At 56.4% G+C, this 25,961-nt stretch carries 20 protein-coding genes and 1 riboswitch; of the genes, 14 read left to right on the top strand and 6 right to left on the bottom strand.

Annotation, left to right across the window (positions count from 1 at the left end; genetic code table 11):
- Positions 1-165 precede the first annotated feature (165 nt).
- From KQX66_RS32470 to KQX66_RS32460, 3 genes are all read left to right on the top strand, one after another.
- Complete coding sequence (locus KQX66_RS32470) at positions 166-765, top strand: TetR/AcrR family transcriptional regulator (protein ID WP_216797709.1); 600 nt, start codon at positions 166-168, stop codon at positions 763-765.
- Positions 762-3,887: an efflux RND transporter permease subunit gene (locus KQX66_RS32465; RefSeq protein ID WP_216797708.1), complete on the top strand. Its 3,126-nt coding sequence runs from the start codon at positions 762-764 to the stop codon at positions 3,885-3,887. Before KQX66_RS32470 ends, KQX66_RS32465 begins: the two co-directional genes overlap by 4 nt.
- Positions 3,888-3,974: 87 nt before the next feature.
- The gene (locus KQX66_RS32460) at positions 3,975-4,400 is read left to right on the top strand and encodes a hypothetical protein (protein WP_216797707.1); all 426 of its coding nucleotides are present in this window, start codon (positions 3,975-3,977) and stop codon (positions 4,398-4,400) included.
- 48 nt (positions 4,401-4,448) lie between these two features.
- Here the strand turns inward: KQX66_RS32460 and serS are convergent, their stop codons facing one another.
- Positions 4,449-5,738, bottom strand: coding sequence for a serine--tRNA ligase (gene serS, locus KQX66_RS32455; RefSeq protein ID WP_216797706.1), 1,290 nt, complete (start codon positions 5,736-5,738; stop codon positions 4,449-4,451).
- Positions 5,739-6,347: 609 nt separating this feature from the next.
- On the opposite strand from serS, the gene KQX66_RS32450 reads away from it, so the two are divergent.
- A complete protein-coding gene (locus KQX66_RS32450; RefSeq protein WP_216797705.1) occupies positions 6,348-7,127 on the top strand; it encodes an SDR family oxidoreductase in 780 nt (259 codons plus the stop codon).
- A 127-nt stretch (positions 7,128-7,254) separates the two neighbouring features.
- The gene (locus KQX66_RS32445; RefSeq protein ID WP_216797704.1) at positions 7,255-8,196 is read left to right on the top strand and encodes an MsnO8 family LLM class oxidoreductase; all 942 of its coding nucleotides are present in this window, start codon (positions 7,255-7,257) and stop codon (positions 8,194-8,196) included.
- Here the strand turns inward: KQX66_RS32445 and KQX66_RS32440 are convergent.
- Positions 8,183-8,485, bottom strand: coding sequence for a hypothetical protein (locus KQX66_RS32440; protein ID WP_216797703.1), 303 nt, complete (start codon positions 8,483-8,485; stop codon positions 8,183-8,185). The two genes, KQX66_RS32445 and KQX66_RS32440, sit on opposite strands and share 14 nt — an antisense overlap.
- Before the next feature lie 87 nt (positions 8,486-8,572).
- Here KQX66_RS32440 and pepF point away from each other — a divergent pair, with 87 nt between their 5' ends.
- Positions 8,573-10,372 carry an oligoendopeptidase F gene (pepF, locus tag KQX66_RS32435; protein ID WP_216797702.1) on the top strand — a complete coding sequence of 600 codons (1,800 nt, stop codon included), beginning with the start codon at positions 8,573-8,575 and terminating at the stop codon, positions 10,370-10,372.
- A 111-nt stretch (positions 10,373-10,483) separates the two neighbouring features.
- Positions 10,484-12,928 (top strand): S8 family serine peptidase, encoded by a 2,445-nt coding sequence (locus KQX66_RS32430; RefSeq protein WP_216797701.1) that lies wholly within the window; start codon positions 10,484-10,486, stop codon positions 12,926-12,928.
- A 71-nt stretch (positions 12,929-12,999) separates the two neighbouring features.
- A riboswitch (M-box (ykoK) riboswitch) is annotated at positions 13,000-13,172 on the top strand.
- 503 nt (positions 13,173-13,675) lie between these two features.
- Here KQX66_RS32430 and KQX66_RS32425 read toward each other — a convergent pair.
- On the bottom strand, positions 13,676-14,338 hold the full coding sequence (locus KQX66_RS32425) for a DUF1232 domain-containing protein (protein ID WP_216797700.1): 663 nt from the start codon (positions 14,336-14,338) through the stop codon (positions 13,676-13,678).
- 131 nt (positions 14,339-14,469) lie between these two features.
- Between KQX66_RS32425 and ytaF the strand changes: the two genes are divergently transcribed.
- Positions 14,470-15,105: a sporulation membrane protein YtaF gene (ytaF, locus tag KQX66_RS32420; protein ID WP_216797699.1), complete on the top strand. Its 636-nt coding sequence runs from the start codon at positions 14,470-14,472 to the stop codon at positions 15,103-15,105.
- A 128-nt stretch (positions 15,106-15,233) separates the two neighbouring features.
- Here the strand turns inward: ytaF and yfbR are convergent, their stop codons facing one another.
- Together yfbR and KQX66_RS32410 are read right to left on the bottom strand one after the other, a co-directional pair.
- Positions 15,234-15,815 carry a 5'-deoxynucleotidase gene (yfbR, locus tag KQX66_RS32415; RefSeq protein WP_216797698.1) on the bottom strand — a complete coding sequence of 194 codons (582 nt, stop codon included), beginning with the start codon at positions 15,813-15,815 and terminating at the stop codon, positions 15,234-15,236.
- A gap of 48 nt (positions 15,816-15,863) precedes the next feature.
- Positions 15,864-16,181, bottom strand: a complete 318-nt coding sequence (locus KQX66_RS32410; protein ID WP_216797697.1) for a hypothetical protein — start codon at positions 16,179-16,181, stop codon at positions 15,864-15,866.
- Here KQX66_RS32410 and KQX66_RS32405 point away from each other — a divergent pair.
- From KQX66_RS32405 to KQX66_RS32380, 6 genes are all read left to right on the top strand, one after another.
- Positions 16,167-17,702: a fumarate hydratase gene (locus KQX66_RS32405; protein ID WP_216797696.1), complete on the top strand. Its 1,536-nt coding sequence runs from the start codon at positions 16,167-16,169 to the stop codon at positions 17,700-17,702. The genes KQX66_RS32410 and KQX66_RS32405 overlap by 15 nt on opposite strands.
- Positions 17,703-17,716: 14 nt before the next feature.
- On the top strand, positions 17,717-18,712 hold the full coding sequence (locus KQX66_RS32400; RefSeq protein ID WP_216797695.1) for a bile acid:sodium symporter family protein: 996 nt from the start codon (positions 17,717-17,719) through the stop codon (positions 18,710-18,712).
- 61 nt (positions 18,713-18,773) lie between these two features.
- Positions 18,774-20,573, top strand: coding sequence for a two-component system histidine kinase PnpS (gene pnpS, locus KQX66_RS32395; protein WP_216797694.1), 1,800 nt, complete (start codon positions 18,774-18,776; stop codon positions 20,571-20,573).
- Between the two features lie 96 nt (positions 20,574-20,669).
- Positions 20,670-21,389 carry a response regulator transcription factor gene (locus KQX66_RS32390; protein ID WP_216797693.1) on the top strand — a complete coding sequence of 240 codons (720 nt, stop codon included), beginning with the start codon at positions 20,670-20,672 and terminating at the stop codon, positions 21,387-21,389.
- A gap of 131 nt (positions 21,390-21,520) precedes the next feature.
- Positions 21,521-22,510 carry a Gfo/Idh/MocA family protein gene (locus tag KQX66_RS38115; protein ID WP_216797692.1) on the top strand — a complete coding sequence of 330 codons (990 nt, stop codon included), beginning with the start codon at positions 21,521-21,523 and terminating at the stop codon, positions 22,508-22,510.
- A gap of 140 nt (positions 22,511-22,650) precedes the next feature.
- Positions 22,651-23,733 carry a Gfo/Idh/MocA family protein gene (locus tag KQX66_RS32380; RefSeq protein ID WP_216797691.1) on the top strand — a complete coding sequence of 361 codons (1,083 nt, stop codon included), beginning with the start codon at positions 22,651-22,653 and terminating at the stop codon, positions 23,731-23,733.
- Between the two features lie 70 nt (positions 23,734-23,803).
- On the opposite strand, the gene KQX66_RS32375 is transcribed toward KQX66_RS32380, so the two are convergent.
- Positions 23,804-25,762 carry a methyl-accepting chemotaxis protein gene (locus tag KQX66_RS32375; protein ID WP_216797690.1) on the bottom strand — a complete coding sequence of 653 codons (1,959 nt, stop codon included), beginning with the start codon at positions 25,760-25,762 and terminating at the stop codon, positions 23,804-23,806.
- Between the last annotated feature and the right edge of the window lie 199 nt (positions 25,763-25,961).

The following is a 25,961-nucleotide window of genomic DNA, read 5'->3' as shown; positions in this document are numbered from 1 at the left end:
GCTGGTCTTTTTTTATTTCCCTTTTCTTTAGCGGAGCCGATGAAAAACTGCCGATTAAGGGATTGAAAGCCATGACAATCCATGGTACGATACGAAATGACTGACGAATCAGTCATAATATCGGGATCTACCGTGAGGAGAATCCTAGGGGAGGAGAATTCGCCGTTGGCCGTAGAAAAGAGAGACAAAATCGTCGAGTCGGCGCTGAAGCTTTTTGAGCAAAAAGGGTATCACAGCACTAAAGTGTCGGACATTGTGAAGGATGCCGGCATGGCGCAGGGCACGTTTTATCTTTATTTCAAAAGCAAGGAAGACTTGTTCCGCAGCGTGGCGGAGGAGTGCTTGAAGGAGATCGTCGTCGCGCTCGAACCGGAATCGGTCGACACTCCAGATCTGTGCAACGAACAAATGCACGATGGTTTGATCCGGGAGACGCTGATCATTTATTACCAAAACCGGACGATACTTAACATTTTGAAGCGGCATGGTGCCGCCTCTCCGGAAATAGCGGACATCGCGAAGCAGTTTTACGGCAATATTTGCGAGGTTGTCAAGGGAATGTTCAAGCATAACAACGTCTATCCCGGATATACGGACGAGCAGCTGGAAATGACCGCTTATGCAGAGATCGGGATGGTGGAGATGGTCGCTTACCAGTGGTTCATCGAAAAAGGATACGGTCTGGAAAAGCTTGACCTGCTTGCCGAGGTGCTCGTCGGGATCAACGTCAACTGCCTGCGGGAAACGGATGTGAACGAAGAATGATCGCGAAGTTGCTGAAATACCGCAAGGTGACGCTGCTGTTTTTCGTGATGGCGGTCGTGCTCGGGGTGTTCAATATTTTCACCTTGAAGCAGAGGGAGAATCCCGAGGTCGAGATCACGTATGCGATGGTGAAAACCGTCTATCCGGGGGCCTCGCCGGAAAAGGTAGAGCAGTTCGTCACCCGTCCGCTGGAGGATAAAATTAAGGAAATCAGCGGCATCAAGGTTCTCAGCTCCACTTCGGCCGCCAATGTGTCAGTCATTCAAGTCGAGCTGAAGTCGGACACGGATATCCGCAGGGCATGGGACTCGCTGCGCCAGAAGGTGCAGTCCGCGCAAGACGACCTGCCGGAAGGCGCGCACCAGCCGGAAGTGAACGACGATCTGAGCAAAATTGCGGCGCAAATTTTGCATTTTGTCGTGGAGACGCCGGAGGAGTTGGAGTCGCTACGGACGACGATGGACTCTTGGAAGAAGCAGCTTGCAACTGTCCCCGGCGTAAGCAACGTCGAGGTCGTCGGCCTGCCCGAGCAAGAAGTGGCGATCACGCTCGATACCGAAAAGCTGGATACGCTCAGGCTGCCATGGGGTATCGTGGCTCAATCGTTGAAAAATAAGCATGATCGGGTGCCGCTCGGTACGGTCGACAAGGGCGCCAAGCAGTATTACGTCAATATGGGCGGGGAATGGAAGTCCGCCGAGGATATCGCGAATACGGAGCTTCTGGGCCTGCCTCCCGGCAGCGCGCTGAAGATCAAGGACGTCGCCGACGTCAAGCTGCGGCCGAAGAAAAAAGAAGTATCCATCTTACATAACGGAAAGCCCGTCCTTGACCTGGTCATCAATTCGGAGAAAGGTACGGATGTCCCGTCGCTGCAGAAGCGCATCGACAAGAAGGTCGCGGAGCTGGGGCCGAAGCTGCCGGCCAATGTGAGGATCGAGTCGCTGTTTACGCAAAAGGAAAGTCTCGACCATCTGTTCAACGAGCTGGGCAGAGAGCTGCTGATGGGGATTATTTCGGTTATCGTTGTCTGCTCTCTCGGACTAACGTTCGGCACTTCGTTGATCGTGGCCTTGGCCATTCCGGTGTCCATTACGATCGGTTTTATTCCCGTCGAAACGGTGGGGATCGATCTGAATCAGATTACGATCGTCGCGCTCGTCATCGTGCTAGGAATTCTCGTCGACGACGCCATCGTCGTGAACGACAATATTCAGCGCCGCTTGCAACTGGGCGACGATCCGGCTACGGCCTCGCTGGAGGGAAGCCGTGATGTCGCCATTTCGATTCTGACGGCGACGATTGCGACGGCTGCCGCGTTTTTGCCGTTGTTTTTCCTGCAGGGCAACATCGGCAGCTTCATTCGCCCGCTTCCTGTTGTCATTTCGTTGTCCCTTGCGGCTTCCATGGCGATGTCGCTGACCATTGTTCCGATTTTCCGCCAATGGGTGGGCGAGCGGCGGCTTCGCCGCAAAGGCTCCAAGGCCGAGCCGACCAAAGGTGCGGGGGCGGCGTCCGGAAGCGAAGGGACGGAAACTCCGGGTCTGCTGGGCAAGCCGATCGCAAGGCTGAGTGCCTTTTACGGCAAGCAGATTCACCGCTTCTTGCGGCGTCCGCTGCTGACCGGGCTCGCTGCGCTGCTGCTGGGCACCTCCGCTTTCGGTTTGATGCCGCTGCTTGGGGTGCAGTATTTCCCGCCTGCGGAGAAGGAAGAGATGCTCATCGACTTCAAGCTTCCGTCCGGACGTCAGTTTGCCGAAACGGAGTTTACGATCCGCAAAGCGGCGGCATGGATGGAAGAGCAGCCGGGTGTGCGCTTTGTCTCGGCTTATGCCGGACGTACGGCTCCGCATTTTTATTACACTGAAGCGGATCAGACGGGCATCTCGATCGGACAGCTGTTCGTTAAGGTCGATATGAAGCAGTTGAATACGAAAGCCGCCGTCGTGCAGTGGCGGGAGCAGCTCAAGGCGATGTTCCCCTCCGATGTGGAGATTACGCCGCGCGAGCTGGAGCAAGGACCGCCTGTCGGCGCGCCGATTGCCCTGCGCATCAGTGGCAGCGAGCTGTCGGAGCTTCGCCAGATTTCGGCGGACGTTCAAGCGATGCTGAAAGAAATCCCGGGTACGATCAGCGTAAGCGACGATGTGGGAGAGGTTATGAACACCTATGAGGTTGACCCGAACCCGGCGAAGTTGAGTCTATTCGGCGTGAATGAGAAGGATCTTTCCACGACGCTCAGAATGGCAACCGAAGGGCTGGAAGTGTCGGAGATGCAGAAAGGCGAAGATCTGATCGACGTGATTCTATACGCGAAGATGCGTTCTGCCGACCCGGTGGAGACGATGAAGAAAATGTACGTCTCGACGCAAAAAGGCGGCACGGTCGCGATGCGCGAGCTGGGTGATATCCGCACTAGCCAAATGATCAAGTCGATTCATCACCGCGACCAGACCCGGACGATTACCGTTCGCAGCTATACGCAGGACCGGCTGGCGGACGATATTGTGAAGGATCTGCAGGCCAAGCTGGGAAGCTACAATGTTCCTGCAGGCTATTCGATTCAGTTCGGCGGCGAAAACGAGGAGCGTAACGAAGCGTTTGCCTCCATCGGAAAGCTGTCGGTTATCGTTATTTTGCTGATTTACATCATTATGGTCATGCAGTTTTACTCGCTGTCGATTCCGCTGCTCATTCTCTCGACCGTCTATTTGGCGGCAGGCGGCGCGATCATCGGTCTGTTCCTTTCCGGTTCGCCGATCGGCTTCATGGCGCTCATGGGGCTCGTCAGCTTGGCGGGCATCGTAGTGCGGAACGGGATCATTCTGATCGAATTTATCGAGCAGGCGCGCGAACGCGGACTGCCTTTGTACGAAGCGGTAGCGGAAGCGGGGAAAGCGCGGCTCCGGCCGATTCTGCTGACGACGGCCACGGCCATCGGCGGCTTGCTGCCGATGACGATTATGGGCGGGAATTTGTGGCGCCCGATGGGAATTACGATTATTTCCGGTCTGCTGTATTCAACCATGCTTACGCTGATCGTCGTTCCGTCGCTGTTTGTCATTTTACAGAAGTGGCGCGACAAACGCTCGGCGAAAGCGGGTAAAGCGGTCCATTCGTAAGCCTGGGTAACATTTGCTTAGGAAGCTCATAGTCTTGTATACTAGGGGAGAGAGAAAACGAGGTTGAATAGGGAGGGTCCCGGGATTATGCAGCAAGTGTTTTTGTATTTACATGTGCTCGGCGCCATTTTGATGGGCTTTTATCTCATGCTGCCGTTTTTGGCGATGCGGGTGGAGGCGCTGCAATCGGGAACGGCGCAGTTCGGTTTCTTGAATGTGTTGTTTGCCGCCAACCGTGCGGGGCAGTTGGCGCTTGTGATCGCATTTTTGTCCGGCGGTTATCTGGTCAGCAAGGCGCACTATTCGGTACTTTGGATGGTGCTGGCGGTCGTGCTGTTCCTCGCCATAGGGGCGCTGACAGGCATTCTCGGCAGCAAAATGCGCAAGGCGCTGCAAGATCCGGCAGGCGGCAATATCAAGGCTCACATCGGTTCCATCAAGTCGCTTAGCGTGATCAACGGCATCATCTTCTTTCTTGTCGTTACGCTGATGAAGTTCCCATATGCATTTTAGTTCAGATTAGAGTGGAAAAGGCCGGGGTAACAACTCCGGCCTTTTTTGTTATTCTTCGGACGAAGGAAGCAGCCGCTCCATGCCGTTCATGTACGGGCGCAGCGCCGGCGGAATCCGGATCGAGCCGTCCTCGGCCTGGTGATTTTCCAGCAGCGGGATTAGGATTCTCGGCGATGCGACGGCCGTATTGTTGAGCGTATGGCAGTAGCGCAGCTTGCCGCCCGAATCGCGATACCGGATGTTCGAACGGCGGGCCTGGAAGTCGAACAGATGGGACGACGAATGGGTTTCGCCGTAGGCTTGGCGGCTCGGCATCCAAGTTTCGATGTCGTACTGCTTATACGTTTTTTGCGACATATCGCCGGTACAGACGGCCATGACCCGGTAGGGCAGCTCCAGCAGCTGCAAAAGCTCTTCCGCGTTGCTCGTGATAGCTTCCAGCAGCGGCTCGGAACGGTCAAGCTCGGCTTCGCACACGATAACCTGCTCCACTTTGGAAAATTGATGCACGCGGTATAAGCCGTGCACGTCTTTGCCTGCCGAGCCGACCTCGCTTCGAAAACACGACGAGACGGCGGCAAGCATGAGCGGTTCGCGGACGTTGACCACCTCATGGCTGTAATACGAAACAAGCGGCACCTCCGAGGTGCCGACCAGCCACTTGTCCTCGTCCGCGATCCGGTACACCTGATCTTGGCCGAAGGGAAAGTAGCCCGTATGGGTCAAGGCATCCGCGCGTACGAGCAGCGGAACCTCCATGAGCGTAAAGCCCCGGCTTAGCAGCATATCCACCGCAAGCTGCTGAACGGCGCGGTGCAGCAGCGCTCCGGGCCCCCGCAGGTAATAGTTCCGGGTACCGGCCGTCTTGACCCCGCGCGGGATGTCGATCATCCGGTGAAGCTCGCCAAGGGCTACGTGGTCTTTGGGCTCGAAAGCGAACACGGGCAGCGTCCCGGTACGCCGAATTTCAATATTGTCGGCATCCGAACGTCCGACAGGCGTGTCGGGAGATACGACGTTCGGGATGCGCAGCATCAGTTGATCGAACTGACGCTGCGCTTCGGCCAGCTCCGGTTCGGTCTCCGCCAAGCGGCTGCCCAGCTCCTTCACGTCACGTTTCAACGGCTCGGCTTGTTCATGGCTTCCCGAACGAACGAGAGTGCCGATCTCCTCCGACAGCTTGTTTCGGGCGTGGCGCAGCTTCTCGGTCTCTTGAAGCAGATTTCGCTTTTTTTCGTCCCAGGCGAGCAGCTCGGCGACGGAAACGGCGATTCCTTTTTGATCGGCGACCGTTTGTACCGTCTCGTGATTTTGGCGAATCCAGTGAATGTCCAGCATTGTAGTACCGCTCCTTTTTCTTGGAAAATGACAAAAAGCGCCCTCTATCCTTTTGGGACGAGGAGCGCTTGTCTCGCGGTGCCACCCAACTTGACCGGACAGCATGGCGGTCCGATCCGCTTTGGTTCCGCGTTAACGGGCGGGCCCGGTTCACTTGAGGGACGGTATCGGTCCCTTTAACGAGAACGCCTCCGAGTTGGATGCTCTTCATAGGCAAATGGTCGGTCATTCAATTTGTTGTAGTATAGCTTATTCGGGCAAAGGATTCAAGTGCGGGAAGGTGAGGCGATGGAATCGAGGGTCACTTTCGGCCTGTTTTGGATTGACCGGTCATTGCCGTTCTTGTACAATCAGGATAGAGATGCAGGAAAGGGGAATTTGTCCGATGGCAGGAACTTTGTAATGGTTGACGAACCGGATAGCGCACGATCCCGATTAGTTTAACGGGAGAGGTGTGTCTGTCTGTCACCATTACAGGGACGCTATGGGAACGAGCCCGACACCCGGCAAGCGGATACCTTATGGTATCCGCTTTTTTAGTTCAGCCGGGAATAGTTGCACCTCCGGCAGCTCACACCGCCGTGTCTCCATCTACAGGAGGATGATCGTATGAACGAGAAAAGATTGCAAGGCAAAATCGCCATTGTGACGGGAGTGAGCCGCCGTAGGGGCATCGGGAGCGGCATTGCCCGAGCGCTGGCAGAAGAAGGCGCCGATCTGTTTTTTACCCATTGGCGCAAATATGACGAAGCCCAGCCTTACGGAAGCGAGTGGGAGTGGCCGAAGCAGATGACCGAGGAACTTGTCGCACTCGGCGTAAGGGCAGGGTCAATGGAATTGGATTTATCTGACCAAGATTCGGCGATTCGGCTGCTGGATGAAGTGCAGCACCGGCTTGGCACCCCGTTTATATTGATCAATAACGCAACGCATTGCGAAGAAGTCGGTTTCGAGGCGCTGAATGCAGATATTCTCGATGCGCATCACGCCGTCAATGTTCGCGGCACTTGCATGCTTTCGGTGGAATTTGCCCGCAGGTTGAAAGGGGGGAGTGGCGGACGGATCATCAATCTGGTATCGGGACAAGACAAAGGTCCGATGCCGGGGAATCTGGCCTATGTTGCGACCAAAGGGGCCATCTCGGCGTTTACCGTCTCGCTCGCGGCGGAACTGGCCCCGCACCGGATCACGGTCAATGCGGTCGATCCCGGACCGACTGATTCGGGGTGGATGGACGAAGCGTTGAAGCGGACGCTGCTTCCCAAATTCCCGATGGGACGCATCGGACAGCCGGAAGATGCCGCACGATTGATCCGGTTTCTGGCCGGCGACGACGCCCGGTGGGTGACGGGACAGATTATTCACTCCGACGGCGGATTTTGGGACTGAGGCTTTTCCCACTGACGATCCTGAAGGTCTGAAGCCAATCCGTCATGTGGCAAAGTTGATGCTGCGGCAGATGTTGGATAAACTTAGAAAGAATGAAGCAAGCCCTGAGAGAGGAGCAATGACGTACATGAAGCTAAGCCTGCTGGATCTTGTTCCTTTGCTTGAAGGGGCCGATGCTTCGACCGCTTTGGCGCAAGCACGCAGACTTGCGCAGACGGCGGAGAAGCTGGGGTATTCTCGCTACTGGGCCGCGGAGCATCACGATATGCCGGGGTTGGCTTGCCCTGCGCCGGAAGTGCTGCTGTCGCATATCGGTGCGCACACGGAGCGGATACGGCTCGGCTCCGGGGCGCTGCTGCTGCCGCATTACAAGCCGATCAAGGTGGCTGAAACGTTTCGGCTGCTCGCGGCTTTGTATCCCGGGCGGATCGATCTCGGAATCGGCCGGGCCCCGGGAGGGTCGGCGCATACGAGCATGGCGCTGAGCGGCAATTTTTTGGAAAATGTCCGGCAGCTGCCTGAATCGCTTCGCTCTTTGTCCGCCTTGCTTGCCGACGAATTTCGCGTGGAGGATGTCCCGGTCCGGGCCATGCCCGTTCCTCCTGCCGATCCGGAGGTATGGCTGCTTGGGACGAATCAGAAAAGCGCCTCGTATGCCGCGGAGTTCGGGGCGGGATACGTCTTCGGCCAATTCATGAGCGACCGGGACGGGGCGGAAGTGCTTTCCGCCTATGTTCGGGAGTTCCGGCCAACGTCCCTGGGAGTCGCCCCGCGTGCGATCATAGCCGTGAGCGTCCTGTGCGCGGATACGGAAGAGGAGGCCCGCAGGCTCGCGTCCGAGTCGAAGCGGCTGCTGGAGCCGGAAGGCGGCAGCGGAGCGGACCGGCCCAAGCCGATGATCGGAAATCCGGGACAAGTGAAGGCGACATTGGAGCAGCTGCACAGGGATTGCGGTGTCGACGAATTTATGATCGTGACGCTGGGACCCGACTACGAAAGCCGCTTACGTTCGTATGAGCTGCTGGCGGACGCCGTATGGGGAGCCGCGGGAGATATCAGCACAGCTTGAATCGTTCGATGTGCTCCCCGAGCCCTTCCTTCTGCAAAATTTCGATCTGCTTCGGTCCGATCAGGTCGTAGTGCGGGAAGCTTTCGCGGTCGTGGATATACCGGGGATTCAATCCGTTGGCTTCGCACCATGCGACGAGCCGCTTCATATCCGAGCATCCGACCTTGGTGACCGAATGAAACTCCGGGAAACGCGGATCGAACCAAAAATGGGTTAAAAAAGCGATCTCCCCACGTGTGACCGCTTCTTTCCACTGAACGAGCTCTTTTCTTTTAATACCGAATGCCATAAGCCGGTCATCCTTGTCGATGATTTCATTATGGTTTTATTATGACGGATGGAACGGTCTACTTCAAATGTAAAGGAGAAAGCGGAAATGAAAGAGAGAAAAAGAAGAGATCAGGTCGAGCCGCAATCCACTTGGAATTTGGCCGATTTATATGCGGGAGACGACGCTTGGGAAGCCGAGATGACCGGCATCGCCGAAGCTCTTCCGTCCATGGAGCGCTTTCAAGGAAAGCTGCACGAAGGAGCCGGCCGGCTTCTGGAGTGTCTGGAAGCCCAGGAGGCGCTGCACATCCGGTTTTTGCGCGCCTCTACGTATGCCCGCTTGCAGCTGTCCGGCGACGGAACGAACCCGGCATACCAAGCGAATTCCGCCCGGGTCGGAGATGTCGCTGCGCAAGCGGGGGCCGCGCTTTCGTTCATCCGCTCGGAGCTGCTGGAGCTGCCGGACGGATGGCTGGAGCGCTATATCGGGGAAGAACCGAAATTGGAGCCGTTTCGCAAAAGCTTGACGGATCTGCTGGAAACGAAGCCGCATCGGCTTCAGGCAGAGACGGAAGCGGCTCTGGCGTCGCTCGGGGAAGTGCTGGGAGCCCCCTATACGATCTATCAGCGAAGCAAGCTGTCGGATATGTCCTTCGCTTCCGTGGAGGACGGCGAAGGCGCAACGCGGCCGGTTTCGTTCGCGCTGTACGAAACCGACTACGAGCTGTCGCCGGATACCGTGCTGCGCCGGAATGCTTACCAGTCGTTTACCGGGACGCTGGAGTCGTACCAGAATACGTTTGCCGCCGTATACGCCGCCGAAGTGAAGAAACAGACGGTCATTTCCCGGCTGCGCGGCTACGAATCCGTGACGCATATGCTGCTCCAGCCGCAGCAGGTTACGATTCCGATGTATCATAACATCCTTGATATTATCCGTACGGAGCTGGCACCGCATATGCGGCGGTTGGCCCGGTTGAAGCAGCGGGTGCTCGGGTTGGACCGCATCCGGTTCTGCGACTTGAAAGCTCCGCTCGATCCGGAATTCAGTCCTTCGGTCACGTTCGAAGAGGCGGGACGGACGATTCTGGACGCTCTGCGGGTGTTGGGGCCCGAATATACGGAGCTTATGGAGCAGGCGCTGACCGGGCGCTGGATCGATTACGCCGACAATATCGGCAAGTCGACCGGTGCCTTCTGCTCGAGTACGTACAGCACGCATTCCTACATCCTGATCACCTGGGCGGGCAACATGCGCAGCGCCTTTACGCTGGCGCACGAGCTGGGGCATGCGGGTCATCTGATGCTGGCCGCGCGCAATCAGCGGTATACGAACTACAGGCCGTCCACCTATTTTATCGAAGCGCCGTCGACGATGAACGAGCTGCTTCTTGCCCGGCATCTGATGGAGCAGTCCGACGATCCGCGTCTGAAACGCTGGGTGATTCTTCAGCTTCTGAACACCTACTATCACAATTTCGTCACGCATCTGCTGGAAGGCGACATGCAGAAAAGGGTGTACGAGGCGGCGGAAGCGGGCAAGGCGCTGACGGCGAAAAAGCTCCGCGAGCTGAAGGGAAGCGTGCTGTCGGAGTTCTGGGGAGATGCGGTCGACATCGACGCGGGAGCGGAATTAACCTGGATGCGCCAGCCGCATTATTATATGGGGCTGTATCCGTATACGTACGCCGCGGGCTTAACCGCCTCGACAGCCGTAGCCGAGCTCATCCGCGAGGAAGGGCAGCCGGCCGTGGACCGCTGGCTTGACGTGCTCAAGGCCGGAGGCACGATGCGGCCGCTTGAGCTGATGAAGCTCGCCGGCGTCGATATGTCCGAGCCGCAGCCGATTCGCAGCGCGGTTGCCTATGTCGGTTCTTTGATCGACGAGCTGGAGCAGTTGTTTTAATAAGCGATGCCTGATAAAAAATTTAACATCATCGTCACTCTCTGTATCTTACTCCTATGGTCATCGTGGGTTCCATTTGCTTCCGTAGCGGCGGCCGAGGAAGCGAGGGATGTGCAGATCTCGGCTTATCCTACGGACCCGTTGGTGGAGAAACAAGCCTATTTGCAGCAAATTCATATGAGCGAGGCTTGGGATGTTGCGACCGGAAACGACTCGATCGTAATTGCGATCGTGGATACAGGCGTCGATTTGAACCATCCGGATCTTATGCCGAATTTGGTGAAAGGGATCAATTTGATCGAGCCCGGTCAGCCGCCGCGCGACGACAACGGACACGGCACGAATGTCGCCGGAATCATCGGCGCTGCGGCCAACAACGAAAAAGGAATCGCCGGCATTTTATGGAAGGCCAAGCTGATGCCCGTGAAGGCGGTGGAGAACGACGGCACAGGCAGCGAAGCCAAATTGGGCGAGGGCATCCGTTACGCCGTCGATCACGGAGCCAAAATCGTCGTACTGTCGCTCGGCTTGAACAAGTATTCGGAGTACATGAGCGAAGTCGTGCGCTATGCCGAGGCGAAGGGGGTGCTGCTCGTCGCGGCCACCGGCAACGAGGGAAACAGCGTCAAATACCCGGCGGCATATCCTACCGTTCTGGCCGTCGGCGGCATGGCGGCGGACAAGAAGGCGCATAAGCTGTCCAACAGCGGCCCCGAGGTGGATCTGGTGGCGCCGTGGGACGTTTTTACGACAGCGATCGGCGGGAGATACGAACACAAGGACGGCACCTCCATGGCGGCGCCTCAGGTTGCGGCCGTTTGCGCTCTGGCCTGGGCCAAGTATCCTTGGATGAAGCCGTATCAAATTCGCAGCCTGCTCCGGCAAACGGCCGAGGACCTCAGCGGGAACGGCTGGAGTCCCGGGACCGGCTACGGTCTGCTGCGCGCCGACCGCGTTCTGAAGGACCCTTATTCGGAGCATATGTACAAGCGGAACGACCGGAAGGAGCAGGCCACCCCCATCTCGGTAAGCAAAACGGCCAGCGGTTCGTTTGAGAACGGGAGCGATCCGAACTGGTTTACCTTCGAGGCGCCTTACGACGGCAGCGTCAAGCTGGAGCTGGAGTTGGACCCGACGGAGGAGGTAGCCGTTACGCATACGGATGCCGGAGGAGGCGTTAAAGATTATTCCCTGAGCGCAGCGGGGCCGGTTATGGTTCCGGTGAAGAAAGGTAAAAGCTACTTGATGCTGCAGCTCAAAAACGCCGCCGCCAAGCGCAAGCTGGAATTCAAGCTTACGACCTCCTTTGAGATTTATAAGGATGCCTATGCCGATAACGGCAAGCAGTACAAGGCCTACGTGCTTCCGGCGCAAAGTCAGACCTTGAAAGGAACGTTTCACCGGAACAACGACCAGGATTGGTACATGCTTCCAGTTGCGCAAACGGGCAAACTGAGCGTCCGGTTATCCGTCGATACGAACCGGATGGACCCGGTGCTGTTCGTTCAAAAGAGAGGGGAAAAAGGCAAGACGATCGACGAAGGCGGCGAAGGGGAGTCCGAATATTTTCCGGAGACGGACGTCTACCCGGGCGACTATTACATCCGCGTCAGCAATGCCGAGGGCTACATCCCTCCCATTACGGGCGAATACACGCTTGCGATCCAATACAAGCCCAAGCTGCTCGATCCGAACGGCCCGCACGATAAGCCGTACTCGGCGACGGTCATGCAGCCCGGAGCGAAATATCAAGGGCTGCTGGACAAGAGCGGCGGCGCTAACTGGTTTTCGCTGAACATCGACGAGGAAAGCCTGGTCGAGCTTCGTTTATCCGGCATACCGCAGAACATACGAATGACGATGTCTGCCTATAACGGCATGCTCAAGCAGATCGACTCGGTCACGAATCCGGACGGCACGTCGGAGGCGGTGCTCAGTCAGCTTTGGCAGCCGGGCGTTTATTACATCCGCTTAACGGCGAACGCGGCATTCGACGACCGGTTCTACGAGCTTAAAGCCGAGGTCAAGCCGCTGGTTGGCGGATATGCCGACATCAAAGGGCATTGGGCCGAAGCGGTGATCAAACTGGCGTCCGAGCGGAAACTTATCGACGGGTACGAGCATTACCGGTTCATGCCGGATCAACCGATTACGCGGGCTGAGGCTGCGGCCATGCTGGTCCGGGGGTTAAAGCTGACGAAGCAAAAAGAAGTCCGCTATACGGATTTTGGACCCGAGCATTGGGCATACCCGTTCATCGCCAAAGCCGCCCAGGCGGAGATCATCGACGGTTATCCCGACGGATCGTTGGCTCCGGACCGGTATCTTACCCGTATGGAAATGGCGGCCATGATGGCAAGAAGCATGAAAATGAGCGGAAAACAAAGAGGAACGTCGCCTTTTGTAGATGTAAAAGAAACGGATTGGGGAGTAGGCATTTTGAAGCAGTTGAAGGCGGAAGGCTGGATTACGGGCTTCCCCGACGGAACGTTCCGTCCGGAAAGCCAGGCGACGCGGGCAGAGTTTGTGACCCTGCTCGCCCGGATGATGAATTGATCCACATCGCACACCGATAAAAAAAGGTTAACAAAATAAATAGAGCAAGCATATGATGAGCTATGTAAATCACATGACCTCGTTAGGTGAGGCTCCTATACAAACACAGGCCACTGCCCGGAAATATCGAAAGATGCCAATGGGTAGAACAGGAACTGCCGGATTAAGGCTTTTCTTAACGTGGCTAAGAGCGCACCGCGCTCTTTACGTTGTATAGTGCCAAAACTCGACCAGGAGGTTAGCGATGGTGTTTTTTTGTGCGCTTAACGAACCCCTCAGTTCAATACTGAGGGTCAGAGTGTTGAGAAAGTGGGCTTTTACAAAAAAAGAGAAGCATACGGAGGTGGGGTATCCACTGGAGAAGCGATAGCGGCCGCCTTTGTCTTCGGGAAATGTCCGCTACTAAGCGGCTTCCAATCAAATTTCCCGAGGACAACAGCGGTCGGAAGTGGATACCCCACCCCTTCGTAACCTCTATAATTCTATTCGACCACTTTCTCAACAAGCTCCCCCTCAGTTCAAACTGAGGGGTTTTTCGTTTTGAGAGGGGGAAACATGCACATGGACAGTAGCGGTAGTAGTCGATTTCGACGGTTATTTTCTACAAGTCTATATGTCGTAACGAGGAAGAGCCGCGCAGCTGCGGCCCTCCCATGGTTCCCATGCTTCCCATTCCGGGCCTTTCTTACGGCGGAAGGGTGTAGTTACGAGTGGCTGTAGGATCCATTCAAACGAGGGCCGGCCGGCTTACGGTTCGATTTTATCCGCCGTTTGGGAAAGCCGGCCAGCGACAATCTGGACGGCGATCGCATCGTCCAGATACCCCAAGGGAAAGACGTAATCGGGGATAATGTCCGCCGACAAAATAAAGTAAAGCAGGGCGCTGCCGGCGATCGCGCGTTTCTCCGGCGTCGTATCCTCCCGGCAGTACAGCTCATACAATTGCCGCAGTTCATCGATAAAAGGCCCGGCGCCGTTGACGCTTTCCACCTTCGTGCGGAAATCGTCGACGATGATCCGCTGTCCTTCCTCGGTCATGGCATATTGTTCGTATTTGCTTAGTTCCTTGCCGACAAGCTCGGTGGTAAACTGCTGGTCGAACAAGTTGGAGGAGAGCAAAACATCCTTGATGCTTTCGACGGAGGCGTAAATATCCGAGCCTTGCTCTGACTGGCGGGAACCGACGTCGAATCCGGCCGCTTGAAACAGCTGCTCTGTCGGAACGCCGAGATGGACCGCGAACTGCTGCAGGTGGTCGGGCCTCGCCTGCTGCTTGCCGTTGGCGATGCGCGAGATCGTCGCCGTGTCGATTCCGGTAAGCAGGCTCAGCTTGCGCATGGACAACGAACGGCCTTTTAGCAGCGATTTTAAGGTTGGACCCAGCTCCGGTTCTTTTTTCTTATCGGACATCGGTTATTCCTCCCGATTGCTTGTGTTGAGTTAGCATATTGAAAAATTCTCAACATTGTTGAGACGGATAGGCACATTTTTGCCGAATTCTCAATATGATGCCAATATAAAGCGAAAAGGAGTGAAACAGCATGACATGGCTGTTAATTGCAGGGTTTGCCGTCTCGTCGAGTCTGGATAATTTGGGTGTAGGGATATCGTATGGGATTCGGCGAATCCGCGTCGGCGTGTTGTCGAATCTGATCATCGCCATGATTTGTTTTCTGTTCAGCGAAACGGGGATTTTTTTCGGACAGTGGCTTTCGGAGGTGCTTCCGGGAATGTTTCCGGTTTTGGTCGGAGCCTTCGTCTTGACGGTCATCGGGCTGCGCATCGTGCTGCTGGCGATGCCGCGAAAGCAAGCGATGACGACCGAGGAGAAGGAAGACCGGTCCGACGGCTCATCGTTAAAAGATCTTCTGCAGCATCCCGAGAAAGCCGACAAGGATAAATCCGGGTCCATCGGGATCGGCGAATCGGTTGTTCTGGGCATCGCGCTTTCGGCGAATGCCGTCACGAACGGTCTGAGCGCAGGGCTGATGAATTTGTCGCCGCTCGCCATCTCGCTTACGGCTGCACAAGGAAGCTTTATTACCATCTGGATCGGCGTCGCAATAGGCCGGAAAGTGGCGGGAGTCCGCATCGGGTCCTTCACCTTGGGACAATTCGGTACATTGATCAGCGGGGTGATCCTTCTGGTGATTGCATGCAACTCCCTGTTTGACTAAGGAGACGGCCCCCGGCTACTTGTCTTTACTATACTACGGACTGCGGCGGCTTGTTATGACAGGAAAGGAACGAAAGATAGAGAAAAGCAGTCTGCGCGGGTTCGCGTCGGACTGCTTTTTCGTTAGGGCTATAGCTCGTCGAGCGTCTTCTCGAGGCTCGGGGCAAGATGCTGCAGGAAATAGTCCAGCTCGGGCATGTTCATTTCCTCAATCGATTGCTCGATCTGCTTCTTCGCCGTGGCGAATTCGCGGTTGCCGGCGGACAGCTCGGACACGCATTTGAGATAGGCGTCCAGAAGATCGGCGCCTTTGACGTATTTTTTCAGCTCGGGATCGGCATCCTTCTTCGCAACGATCAGCGGGTCGTACACGTGTCGCAGCGGCTCCGGAACCATGTCCAGCAGTCGCTCGGCGGCAAGCTGCTCGATCTCGCGGAAGTTGGAAAGAATCTTCGGATTGTGGTGCTTCACCGGCGTCGGAATGTCTCCCGTGAAAACCTCCGTCGCGTCGTGGAACAGCGCCATGCTGACGGCGCGCTCCGTCGGCACCTGCTTGCCGTACACCTCGTTGGCAATCGTGCACAGCACATGAGTCAGAATCGAGACGTGAAAAGAGTGTTCGGCGACATTTTCCTTGAGCACGTTCCGCATGAGGCTCCAGCGCTCGATATACCGCAGCCGGTACAAATAAGCTAAAAAATGACTTTCCATCCATCATCATCCTAAGTTATGAATTCAGCTTGGGCTTCCTGCGCCCGGTCAAGGCTTCGTATCGATCGATTGGCGCAAGGCGAAGCTTTGTACATTTGGATTATACACGATTTGTCCCCCGACCGTCTGTTCTAAATCTTTCAGAGTCATGAAGATTTTATTGTTTTTCCATGCTGCCTGCCGCGCCGCAGGATCGCTTGATGCAGCCGCTCCCGTAAAACGGGCTTTCCTCCCTTCGGCATCGTGCAAAATCGGGTGTTGGTCCCTGTCCGAATATGCTATTATAGATTTATGCGTTTCCATGCTATCAAGTATCGTTTTTGCGAAAAACGAAAGGAGTCTTTTGCCATCATGCAGCATTTTCAAGAGAGCATCTATCAATTGATCGTCGAAACGTCTACGAACCTTCCGGCCGACGTCCGGGAAGCGATTCAGGCTGCCCGTGCCCAGGAGGATGCGGGTACGCGCTCCGCGCTTTCGCTGTCCACGATTGCAGACAACATCCGGATGGCGGAGTGCAACGTATCGCCGATCTGTCAGGATACGGGAATGCCGACGTTTATCGTTCATTGTCCGGTCGGCGCCAACCAGATCGAGATGAAGAAGCAGATCATCGCCGCCGTCGCCCAAGCGACGAAGGACAGCAAGCTGCGGACGAACTCCGTCGATTCGCTGACCGGTGCGAACAGCGGGGACAACATCGGTCCGGGCACCCCGGTCATCCACTTCGAGCAGTGGGAACGGAATGAAATCGAAGCGAAGCTGATCCTCAAGGGCGGCGGCTGTGAAAATAAGAACATTCAATACAGCCTGCCGACCGAGCTCGAAGGCCTCGGCAAAGCGGGCCGCGACCTCGACGGCATCCGCAAATGCATCATGCATGCGGTGTATCAGGCGCAAGGCCAAGGCTGTAGCGCCGGGTTCATCGGCGTAGGCATCGGCGGCGACCGGACGACCGGCTACGAGCTCGCGAAGCACCAGCTGTTCCGGGCGGCGGACGACGTCAATCCGAACGATGAGCTCCGCAAGCTGGAAGACTACATTATGGACAACGCCAACAAGCTCGGCATCGGAACGATGGGCTTCGGCGGTCAAGTGACGCTGCTCGGCTGCAAGGTCGGCGTCATGAACCGGCTGCCGGCGAGCTTCTTCGTCTCTGTCGCGTACAACTGCTGGGCGTTCCGCAGACAAGGCGTGCTGCTTGATCCGGCAACGGGCGCGATCACGAAGTGGGTATACCGCAAGGGCGAAGAGCTGCCGATGCAGAAGGACGAGCCGGCCGCCGCGTCCGAGTCGGGCGAGCGCCGCGAAGTCGTGCTGCAAACGCCGATCTCCGAGGAGCAGATCCGCCAGCTTCGCGTCGGCGACGTCGTGATTATTAACGGACCGATGCATACGGGCCGCGACGCGTTGCACAAATATTTGATGGATCACGATTCTCCGGTAGATCTGAACGGCGCGGTGATTTATCACTGCGGACCGGTCATGGCCAAGGATGCGGAAGGGAACTGGATCGTAAAAGCGGCAGGCCCGACGACCAGCATCCGCGAGGAGCCTTACCAAGGCGATATTATTAAGAAGTTCGGCATCCGCGCGGTCATCGGCAAAGGCGGCATGGGCGCCAAAACGCTCAAAGCGCTGCAGGAGCACGGCGCGGTCTATCTGAATGCCATCGGCGGCGCAGCCCAATACTATGCGGAATGCTTCAAGAAAGTGGAAGGCGTCGACTTCATGGAATTCGGCATTCCGGAAGCGATGTGGCATCTGCAAACCGAAGGCTTTGCGGCCATCGTCACGATGGATTCCCACGGCAACAGCCTGCACGCCGACGTCGAGCAGGAGTCGCGCGAGAAGCTGGCCCAGTTCAAGGAACCGGTCTTCGTGTAAGGCCTGGCATTGAAATGGAATCATTCGGCATCAGGCTGAACGCCTGGATAGAAAAATATTTGTCCGTCATTGTCCCGGTATCGTTGATACTGGGGTTTCTTTTGTCTCATTATATGAATAGCTGGACAGCGGCGGTGCCGCTGCTGTTCGCTTATTTGACCTTCGTCATGGCGACCGGCTGCAGCTTCGGCCAGATCCGCGAAGCGTTCCGGATGCCGCTGCCGATGGCGCTGACGTTCGTGCTATCGCATGTCGTGGCGCCGGCGCTTGGTTATGCGATCGGCCGGACCGCCTTCGGCGCGGAATCGCCTTATGTGGTCGGGTTCGTCCTGTTCGCGATTATCCCGCTCGGGGTATCGTCCGTCATCTGGGTTGGGTTGTCCAAAGGGCATGTGCCGCTCGCTCTGGCCATGATCGTGATTGATTCGGCCCTCAGCCCGTTCGTCATTCCGGCTGCGGTGGAGCTGTTCTTCGGCGAGGCGATCGCGTTCGATCATACTAAGGTCATGCTGGATTTGGTCAAAATCATCGTGGTGCCGACGATTCTCGGCGTGCTCGTGAACGAGCTGTCCAAGCAGCGCTTCAAGAACTGGTCGGCTCCCGTCTGCGGGCCGACCTCCAAGCTGGCGCTGGCCGTCGTGGTCATGATCAATGCGGCGGCAATCGAGCCGTATGTGGCGCAGATGAAGAGCGATATGATCGTCGTGATTCCGCTGGTCGTTCTGCTGGTGATCCTGTCGTATCTGATCGGCTTCGCAGGCTCGGTATGGCTGCGCAAGCCCGAACTGATCATCGCCATTACGTATTCGTCCGGCATGCGCAACATTTCGCTCGGGCTGGTGCTGGCGCTCGCTTATTTCGAGCCGCTGACCGCGGTGCCCGTCGTTCTGTCGATTTTGATCCAACAGCCGATGGCCACGCTCAATCATTGGTTGATGAAAAAATATTGGCGCTCGTCCCTTTACACAAAATTAACTGGCGCTCCGCCGGCCGAACAAGTACGATATTGAGTAAAAACGTTTGTCGGGACTTTGGCGCCCGCGCAGCTTGCTTGGAGGGAAGACGCACCTTATGAAGATGTTCCGCGCCCGGTTGACCTTGATTTTTATCGCTTTGATCGGCGCTTCCGTGCTGATGGCCGGTTTGTTCATGGCCCAAATGCTGCAGCAATCGTACATCGACTCGCTCAAAACGAATATGGAGCGGGAGCTGCGAATCATCCTCTCGACGATGGATTGGAGCCACCGGGGATCGGAGCCGGAGCTGATGAAGGAGTTCTCGGAGCGCGCCACCCGGCTGAAGCAGTTTGCCGACGCCCGGGTCACGTATATCCGCGGAGACGGCAAGGTATTGGCCGATTCGGACTCCAATCCGGCGGAGATGGAGAATCACCTGCACCGTGAAGAAATCGAAGCTGCGGCAAGCTCGGGGAAAGTCGGCTACGCGAAGCGCTACAGCAGCACGATCGGGCAAAACATGCTCTACGTCGCGATTCCGGTGCAGATGGGAGACAAGACCGAAGGCTATCTTCGGCTTGCGATGAGTCTGGCGGAGGTCGAGCAGTCGATCCGCAAAGTATGGTACGTGCTGCTCGGCGGGCTGGTGGCGGTGTTCCTGCTGGCCGGTCTGATCAGCTACCGCGTCGCCTACGGCATTACGCGACCGATCGAGCTGATCACGAGCGTCGCGCAGCAGATTACGGACATGAATTACAAGTACCGCGTCCAGCTCAACAAAAAAGACGAGATCGGGCAGCTCGGCAATGCGATCAACCGGATGGCGGACAGTTTACAGCTGCAGATGAACCGCATTCTGGAGGACGAGAACCGGCTTAAGAGCGTACTGGAGAACATGATCAGCGGCGTCATGATGATCGACCGGGAAGGCAAGATCGTGCTTCTGAACCGTTCGGCCGAAGATATCTTGGGCTTTTCCGCCCAAGAGCTCCTGGGGAAAAAATTCGATCAGGCGAAACAGCAGTTCGAGTTCACCCAGATGATTCAGGAATGTATCGAAGTTCGCGAGCATATCCGGGACGAAATGATTTTCTACTACCCAAGCGAGCGGATTCTGGAGATCAACCTGAGTCCAATCTCGGATTCGAGCCAGGAATGGACGGGGCTTCTCATCGTGCTGCACGATATCACCGCCGTTCGGCGGTTGGAGCGGATGCGCAGCGAATTCGTCGCCAACGTGTCCCACGAGCTGAAGACGCCGATCGCTGCGGTCAAAGGCTTCGCCGAAACGCTGCTGGCCGGAGCGCTGAACGACAAGGAAACGGCGCGGTCGTTTCTCCAGATCATTTTCGACGAGAGCGAGCGGCTCAACCGGTTGATCGGGGACATTCTGGAGCTGTCCAAAATCGAATCGAAGCGCATTCCGCTGCAGTTCTCGCCAGTGCATCTGGAAACGTTCGTCGGTCATTGCGTCAACGTGATGCGGACGGAGGCGGCGAAGAAATCGATCGAGCTGGACATGCAGGTGCCCGAAGACATTTATATGGAAGCGGACGAGGACCGGCTGCGGCAGATTTTGATCAACCTGCTGTCGAACGGGATCAACTATACGCCGGAGGGCGGTAAAGTGAAGGTGAGGGTCGAGCAGTTGCTCGGCGGAACGTCGGAGGCGGCGGACGACAAAGTCCGGATTACGATTGCGGATACCGGTATCGGTATTCCGAAGAAGGACCTGCCGCGCATCTTCGAGCGGTTTTACCGGGTGGACAAGGCGCGTTCCCGCAGCTCCGGGGGCACGGGACTCGGGCTGTCGATCGTCAAGCATCTGGTGGAGCTTCACAAGGGTACGATCCGGGTGGAAAGCGAGGTCGGCGTCGGCACGAAGTTCGAGATCGATATGCCGATGATTCACTGAGCGCACGCCGATTGGTCCAAAAAACCATTTACCGTTTGTCAATAAATATAGGCTATGTTAAGCTTTAGATATAGAATGAATGCCCGGGGGAGTAACATGCCGCAAAAAATTTTGGTTATTGAGGACGAGCCTACGCTAGCGAGGCTGTTGTCTTATAATCTTACGCAAGAAGGCTACGAAACCAAAGTGGTCGATCACGGAAGCGACGGATTGCAGGCAGCGCTGCAGCATCAGTTCGATCTCATCGTCCTGGACATCATGCTTCCCGGGATGAACGGCTTTGAGATTTTATCCAAGCTCCGGCAAAAAGGAAACAAAACGCCGGTGATCATCCTGACCGCCCGCAATGCCGAGGAAGAAGTCGTGCAAGGGCTCAAATACGGAGCCGACGACTATATTACGAAGCCGTTCGGCGTGGCAGAGCTGTTGGCACGGGTATCCGCCGTGCTGCGGCGGACAACGGCCGATGACGGCCTGCAGGATAAGCCGGGAAGCGGGGAGAAGGTCATCACCGCGGGCGACCTGTATATTTATCCGGAAAAATACGAGGTGCTGCTCGGCGGCGAGTCGATTCCACTTCGTCCGAAGGAGTTCGAAGTGCTGCTGTATCTCGTGCAGCGGCCGGGCGTCGTCGTGACGCGGGACGATCTGATGAACATCGTCTGGGGCTTCGACTATATCGGCGGCCAGCGGACGGTGGACGTGCACGTCAGTTCCCTTCGCAAAAAGCTGGAAATGAACCAGCAGTCGGTGCAGATCGAATCGATTCGCGGCGTCGGCTACAAGCTGGTCACTTCGTCAGGAAAAAAAGGATAGCTTGCGCAGCAGGGAGGAGGCAGCAGACATCGCGGCCTCCTTTTCTTTGTGTATAAGCGGAGTTCCTTGGGTCGAATAGGGGCGATCAATATCCATTTCCCGGGAAATAGGTCGAAAGGCAGGGTGAATCGGTGTCGAATCGAATCAAATGGGGAGTCCTGGGGACGGGACGTATTATAGGCAAAGCCGGTATGGCGTTAAACGAAGCGGCAAACGGAATGTGGCACGGAGTAGCCGGAAGAACGGAAGAAAACGGGCGTTCCGCTGCCGAGCGCTTTGGTGTGCCCCGGCGTTATGAGAGCTACGAGGCCCTATTGCGTGATCCCGAGATTGATGCGGTATATATCGCTTTACTCAATCATCTGCATAAAGAATGGGCGGTGAAAGCGTGCGAAGCCGGAAAGCACGTGCTGCTGGAAAAGCCGTTTGCTTTGAGCGGGAGCGAGGCTAAAGCGATTGCCGATGCGGCCCGAAAGCATAATGTGCTGGTCCGGGAAGCTTTTGTATGGAAATACTATCCTGGATTCGAGCAGATGCGCGATTGGATCAGGGAAGGCGGAATCGGGCAATGGGCCCGGTTTTACGGGCGCTTTTCGTTCGTGGCCGACGAGGCCAGCAGCCGCTGGCGCAAAGAATGGGGCGGAGGCGCGCTGTACGACATCGGCTGTTATCCGGTCGCGTGGGCGCGGTATTTTACCCGGGAGGAGCCGGTAGCCGCGGATGCCGCTTTGGACCTGCATCCCCTGCATGGCGTAGACCGGCGGTTCGCGGGTACGCTTTATTTTGCCGAGGGGCGTACGGCCCAACTGGATGCGGCGCTGGATCTGCCTCATGGCGCCAGCTTCGAGCTATGGGGGACAAAGGGGAAGCTGCAGGTCGAGCTCGACGTGACCGCGGAGGAGCTGCGGATTCGCTGTCGGCTTGATAGCCAATGGAAGGAATGGGTCACTGACCGGCTCACGCCGTTTCGCTTGCAGGCGGAGAGCTTCGCGGAGGCGGTGCTGCTTCGAAAGCAGGGGCGCTCTGAAGACAGCGACGGAGCCGAAGAAGCGCTCCGACAAGCGCGGGTTATGGATTCGCTGCTGGAGGCAGCACGTACCGAGCGTAGGGTTCGCGTATAGGCGTCTGCCGAACGAAGCAGTGATGACACAATTGCATATAACGAACGCCAATTCCGAAATATCTTTTTGTCCGCAACTTGTCTATACTAAGGCTTGGGATTACGAACCAAACTGCGATTGACGAAGGAGGCGCCGTCTTCATGTCTAAAGTATACCGGATTGGAATTATCGGCTGCGGGGGAATTGCCAATGGCAAGCACATGCCTGCGCTGAAAAATCAACCTAACGCTGAAATGGTCGCATTTTGCGATATTGTCGAAGAGCGGGCGCACGAGGCCGCAAGCAAGTTCGGCGCGCCGGGAGCGAAAGTGTATTCGGATTATAAGCAGCTGCTGGCCGATACGACGCTCGATCTCGTCCATATTTGTACGCCGAACGATTCCCACGCCGACATTACGATCGACGCTCTGGAATCCGGCAAGCACGTGATGTGCGAGAAGCCGATGGCCAAAACCGCGGCGGACGCCAGACGTATGGTGGAAGCGGCGAAGCGGACCGGCAAAAAGCTGACGATCGGCTATCAAAACCGTTTCCGCGCGGACAGCCAATATTTGAAGAAGGTTTGCGAGGAAGGCGAGCTTGGCGACATTTATTACGCTAAAGCGCACGCAATCCGCCGCCGCGCCGTGCCGACCTGGGGCGTCTTTCTGGATGAAGAGAAGCAAGGCGGAGGCCCGCTGATCGATATCGGGACGCACGCGCTCGACTTGACGCTGTGGATGATGGACAATTACAAGCCGAAGGCCGTGCTTGGGACCGCTTTTCATAAGCTGTCGAAGAAAGCAAACGCTGCCAACGCTTGGGGCTCCTGGGACCCGGAGAAGTTCACGGTCGAGGATTCCGCGTTCGGGATGATTACGATGCAGAACGGAGCGACGATCGTGCTCGAATCGAGCTGGGCGATCAACCTGCTGCAAACCGGCGAAGCCAAAACGACGCTGTGCGGCACCGAGGGCGGCGCTGACATGTGGGACGGCTTGCGCATCAACGGCGAGAAGCACAGCCGACTGTTCATGAACGAAATCCAGCTGGATGCCAAAGGCGTCGATTTTTACGAAGGCAACGGCGAAAGCCCGGCCGATCTCGAAGCCCGCTTGTGGCTGGAAGCGATCGACAAGGATATCGATCCGGTCGTTACGCCGGAGCAGGCCTGCGTCGTTTCGAAAATTCTCGAAGCGATCTACGAGTCTTCCCGCACCGGCAAAGCCGTCTATTTCGAATAAACGTAGGGAGCCCCGATCTCGCATTGAATGCGGAACCGGGGCTTTTCGTATGCCTACCGAGATCTTGGCATCAAACCGGCTGCAGCTTTTTCTCCTCTTCTTCCCGGCTAACGGCTTCGTTATTCTTACAATCCGTCTGCTCTTGAGGCGCGGCTTGCGTCCCGGCGTCAGCCGATGTCACGGGTGCTGCTATGACCTCGGCCGCTTGAGGCGTCCCGTTAGCCTCGGGGCTCACCTCACGATCCTCTTCCTTCTGCCCCCGGTTTTCATCAATCTCCGGCGATAAGGGGAGCTCCACTTCCTCCGCCTCAATATCATCCATCTTAAACTTGTCGATTTCCTCGAACAGCCGCCGCGATAGCGAAAGCATATCGTCCGCCTGCGAAGCGATGTGCCGAATGGCCGTATCCTGCTGGTGCGACGACGAATTGACCTCCTCCACGCCCGCCGCGGATTCTTGGGCAATGGCAGCAACGTGCTGCACGGCTTCGACGAGCTGGCCGTTCTTCTCCTGCGCATCGGTGATCAGCTCGTGAATTTGGCCGATGTGGCCGGAAAGCTCGTCCATCGAGGACCGAATCGAGCTGAACGCTTCCATGCTCTCCTCCATCTTCCCGTTCTGCTCGTCAAATGAGCGGCGGGCTTCCTCGAACGAGGCTTCCATCTCGCTCATTTGGATCTGCAGCGACTTGACGATCAGCCCGATCATCTTGGACGATTCGGCCGTTTGCGAAGAGAGCTGGCGGACTTCTTCCGCGATGACGGAGAAGCCTTTGCCGTGTTCTCCGGCCCGCGCCGCTTCGATGGACGCATTGAGCGCCAGCACGTTGGTTTGCGTGGCGATTTCTGCAATCGTGCCGACAATTTTGCTGATTTGCGCCGAGCTTTGCGACAAGGTCTCCATCGCGGCGGTCACTTGCCGGAGAACGTCTCCCGACCGGTCGGCCGACTGCCTGAGCGCTTCCATCGACCGGGAACCGGTGTGGGTATTGAAGGCGGCTTCGCGGCTTTTTCGCTGCATCGTATCCGTATATTCGTTGATTTTACGAATTTCCCCGGCCAAGCTGGCGATGAGGTAGGCGCTGTGCTCCGAATAATGGGCTTGCTGCTCCGCTCCGGTAGAGATGTCTTGGATCGCACGCAAAATGCCTTGATTGGCGGCCGCCGTCGATCCCGAGAATTCCCGGAACGAAAACGAATGTCCGGCTAACGAAGAAGCGATCTGCTTCGTGCTGTGCAGCATGCCCCGCACTTGATCGACCATATGATCGAAGCTTTGGCTGAGCTGCCCGAGCTCGTCCCGGGAACGGCTTCCGATTTTGTGCCGCAGGTCTCCGTCCGCGATTCGCCCCACGGCATGCTGCAGCCGGCGGATCTGTCCGGTGAACGAGCGGATGACAAGGACGCCGACAGCGGTCACACATACCGCAACCAGGGCGAATGCGGTGATCATGACGGCAACGGTTCGGTCCAACCCGTCCTGCGTCGCCGTTACCGCAGCGGCGGCATCGGTTGCATACGAGACGTAGAAATGATCGACATACGTGAAAATTTCGCTCATGATCCGCTGCGATTCATTGTACAGGTACTCCATATTTTTATCGACGTCCGTTTTTGTCAATGACTTATCCTGCACGACCTTGGCCGCTACGTCGAACGTATTCGTATATTCGCCGGTGAGCAGAATCAGCTTGCTCCGCCAGACGGATTTCTCATCCGTATCGGCCGTTTCGCCGATGCGCTGGACCATCTGATCGTACAGCTTTCTTTTTTCATTATATTTGGGGATATAGTCCGGGTTCTTCGAGATCTCCAAACCGGAGGCGATGATGTTAAGCTCCTGAACCATTTCCTTCAATTCAAGCGCCATCAGTTTGAGCTCCATCTTTTCGTTTTGAACGCCCAATTGGCTTTTGATCCGCTGCATCTGGTTTACGTTAAATAACGCAACGCCCATAAACAAGACCACCATAGCCGACAAACCGGCGATCAGCTTCTGTCTAAGCGTCATAGCGCCTGCTAGTTTCATAGAAACCCTCCACTCATTCTTTCTATAAATAATCCCGATTCTGATGCCAGTGTAGGACTAAAGTATTAATAGAAAAACGGAAGTTTGTAAAACGATTGTTAACTTTTAGCAGCTTTAAACTTTTACATTCCGTTTACGTTCCGATGGTTTTCACTTAACAAATGGTTGGTACGATGTCCTAGTAAACAAAAAACAAAGG

Origin of the sequence: Paenibacillus oleatilyticus (assembly GCF_018998565.1) — a bacterium.
In the GTDB taxonomy this organism is placed as follows: domain Bacteria; phylum Bacillota; class Bacilli; order Paenibacillales; family NBRC-103111; genus Paenibacillus_G; species Paenibacillus_G oleatilyticus.
The sequence above is the reverse complement of the archived record's forward strand: the minus strand, read 5'-3'. Positions and strand labels throughout refer to the sequence as shown.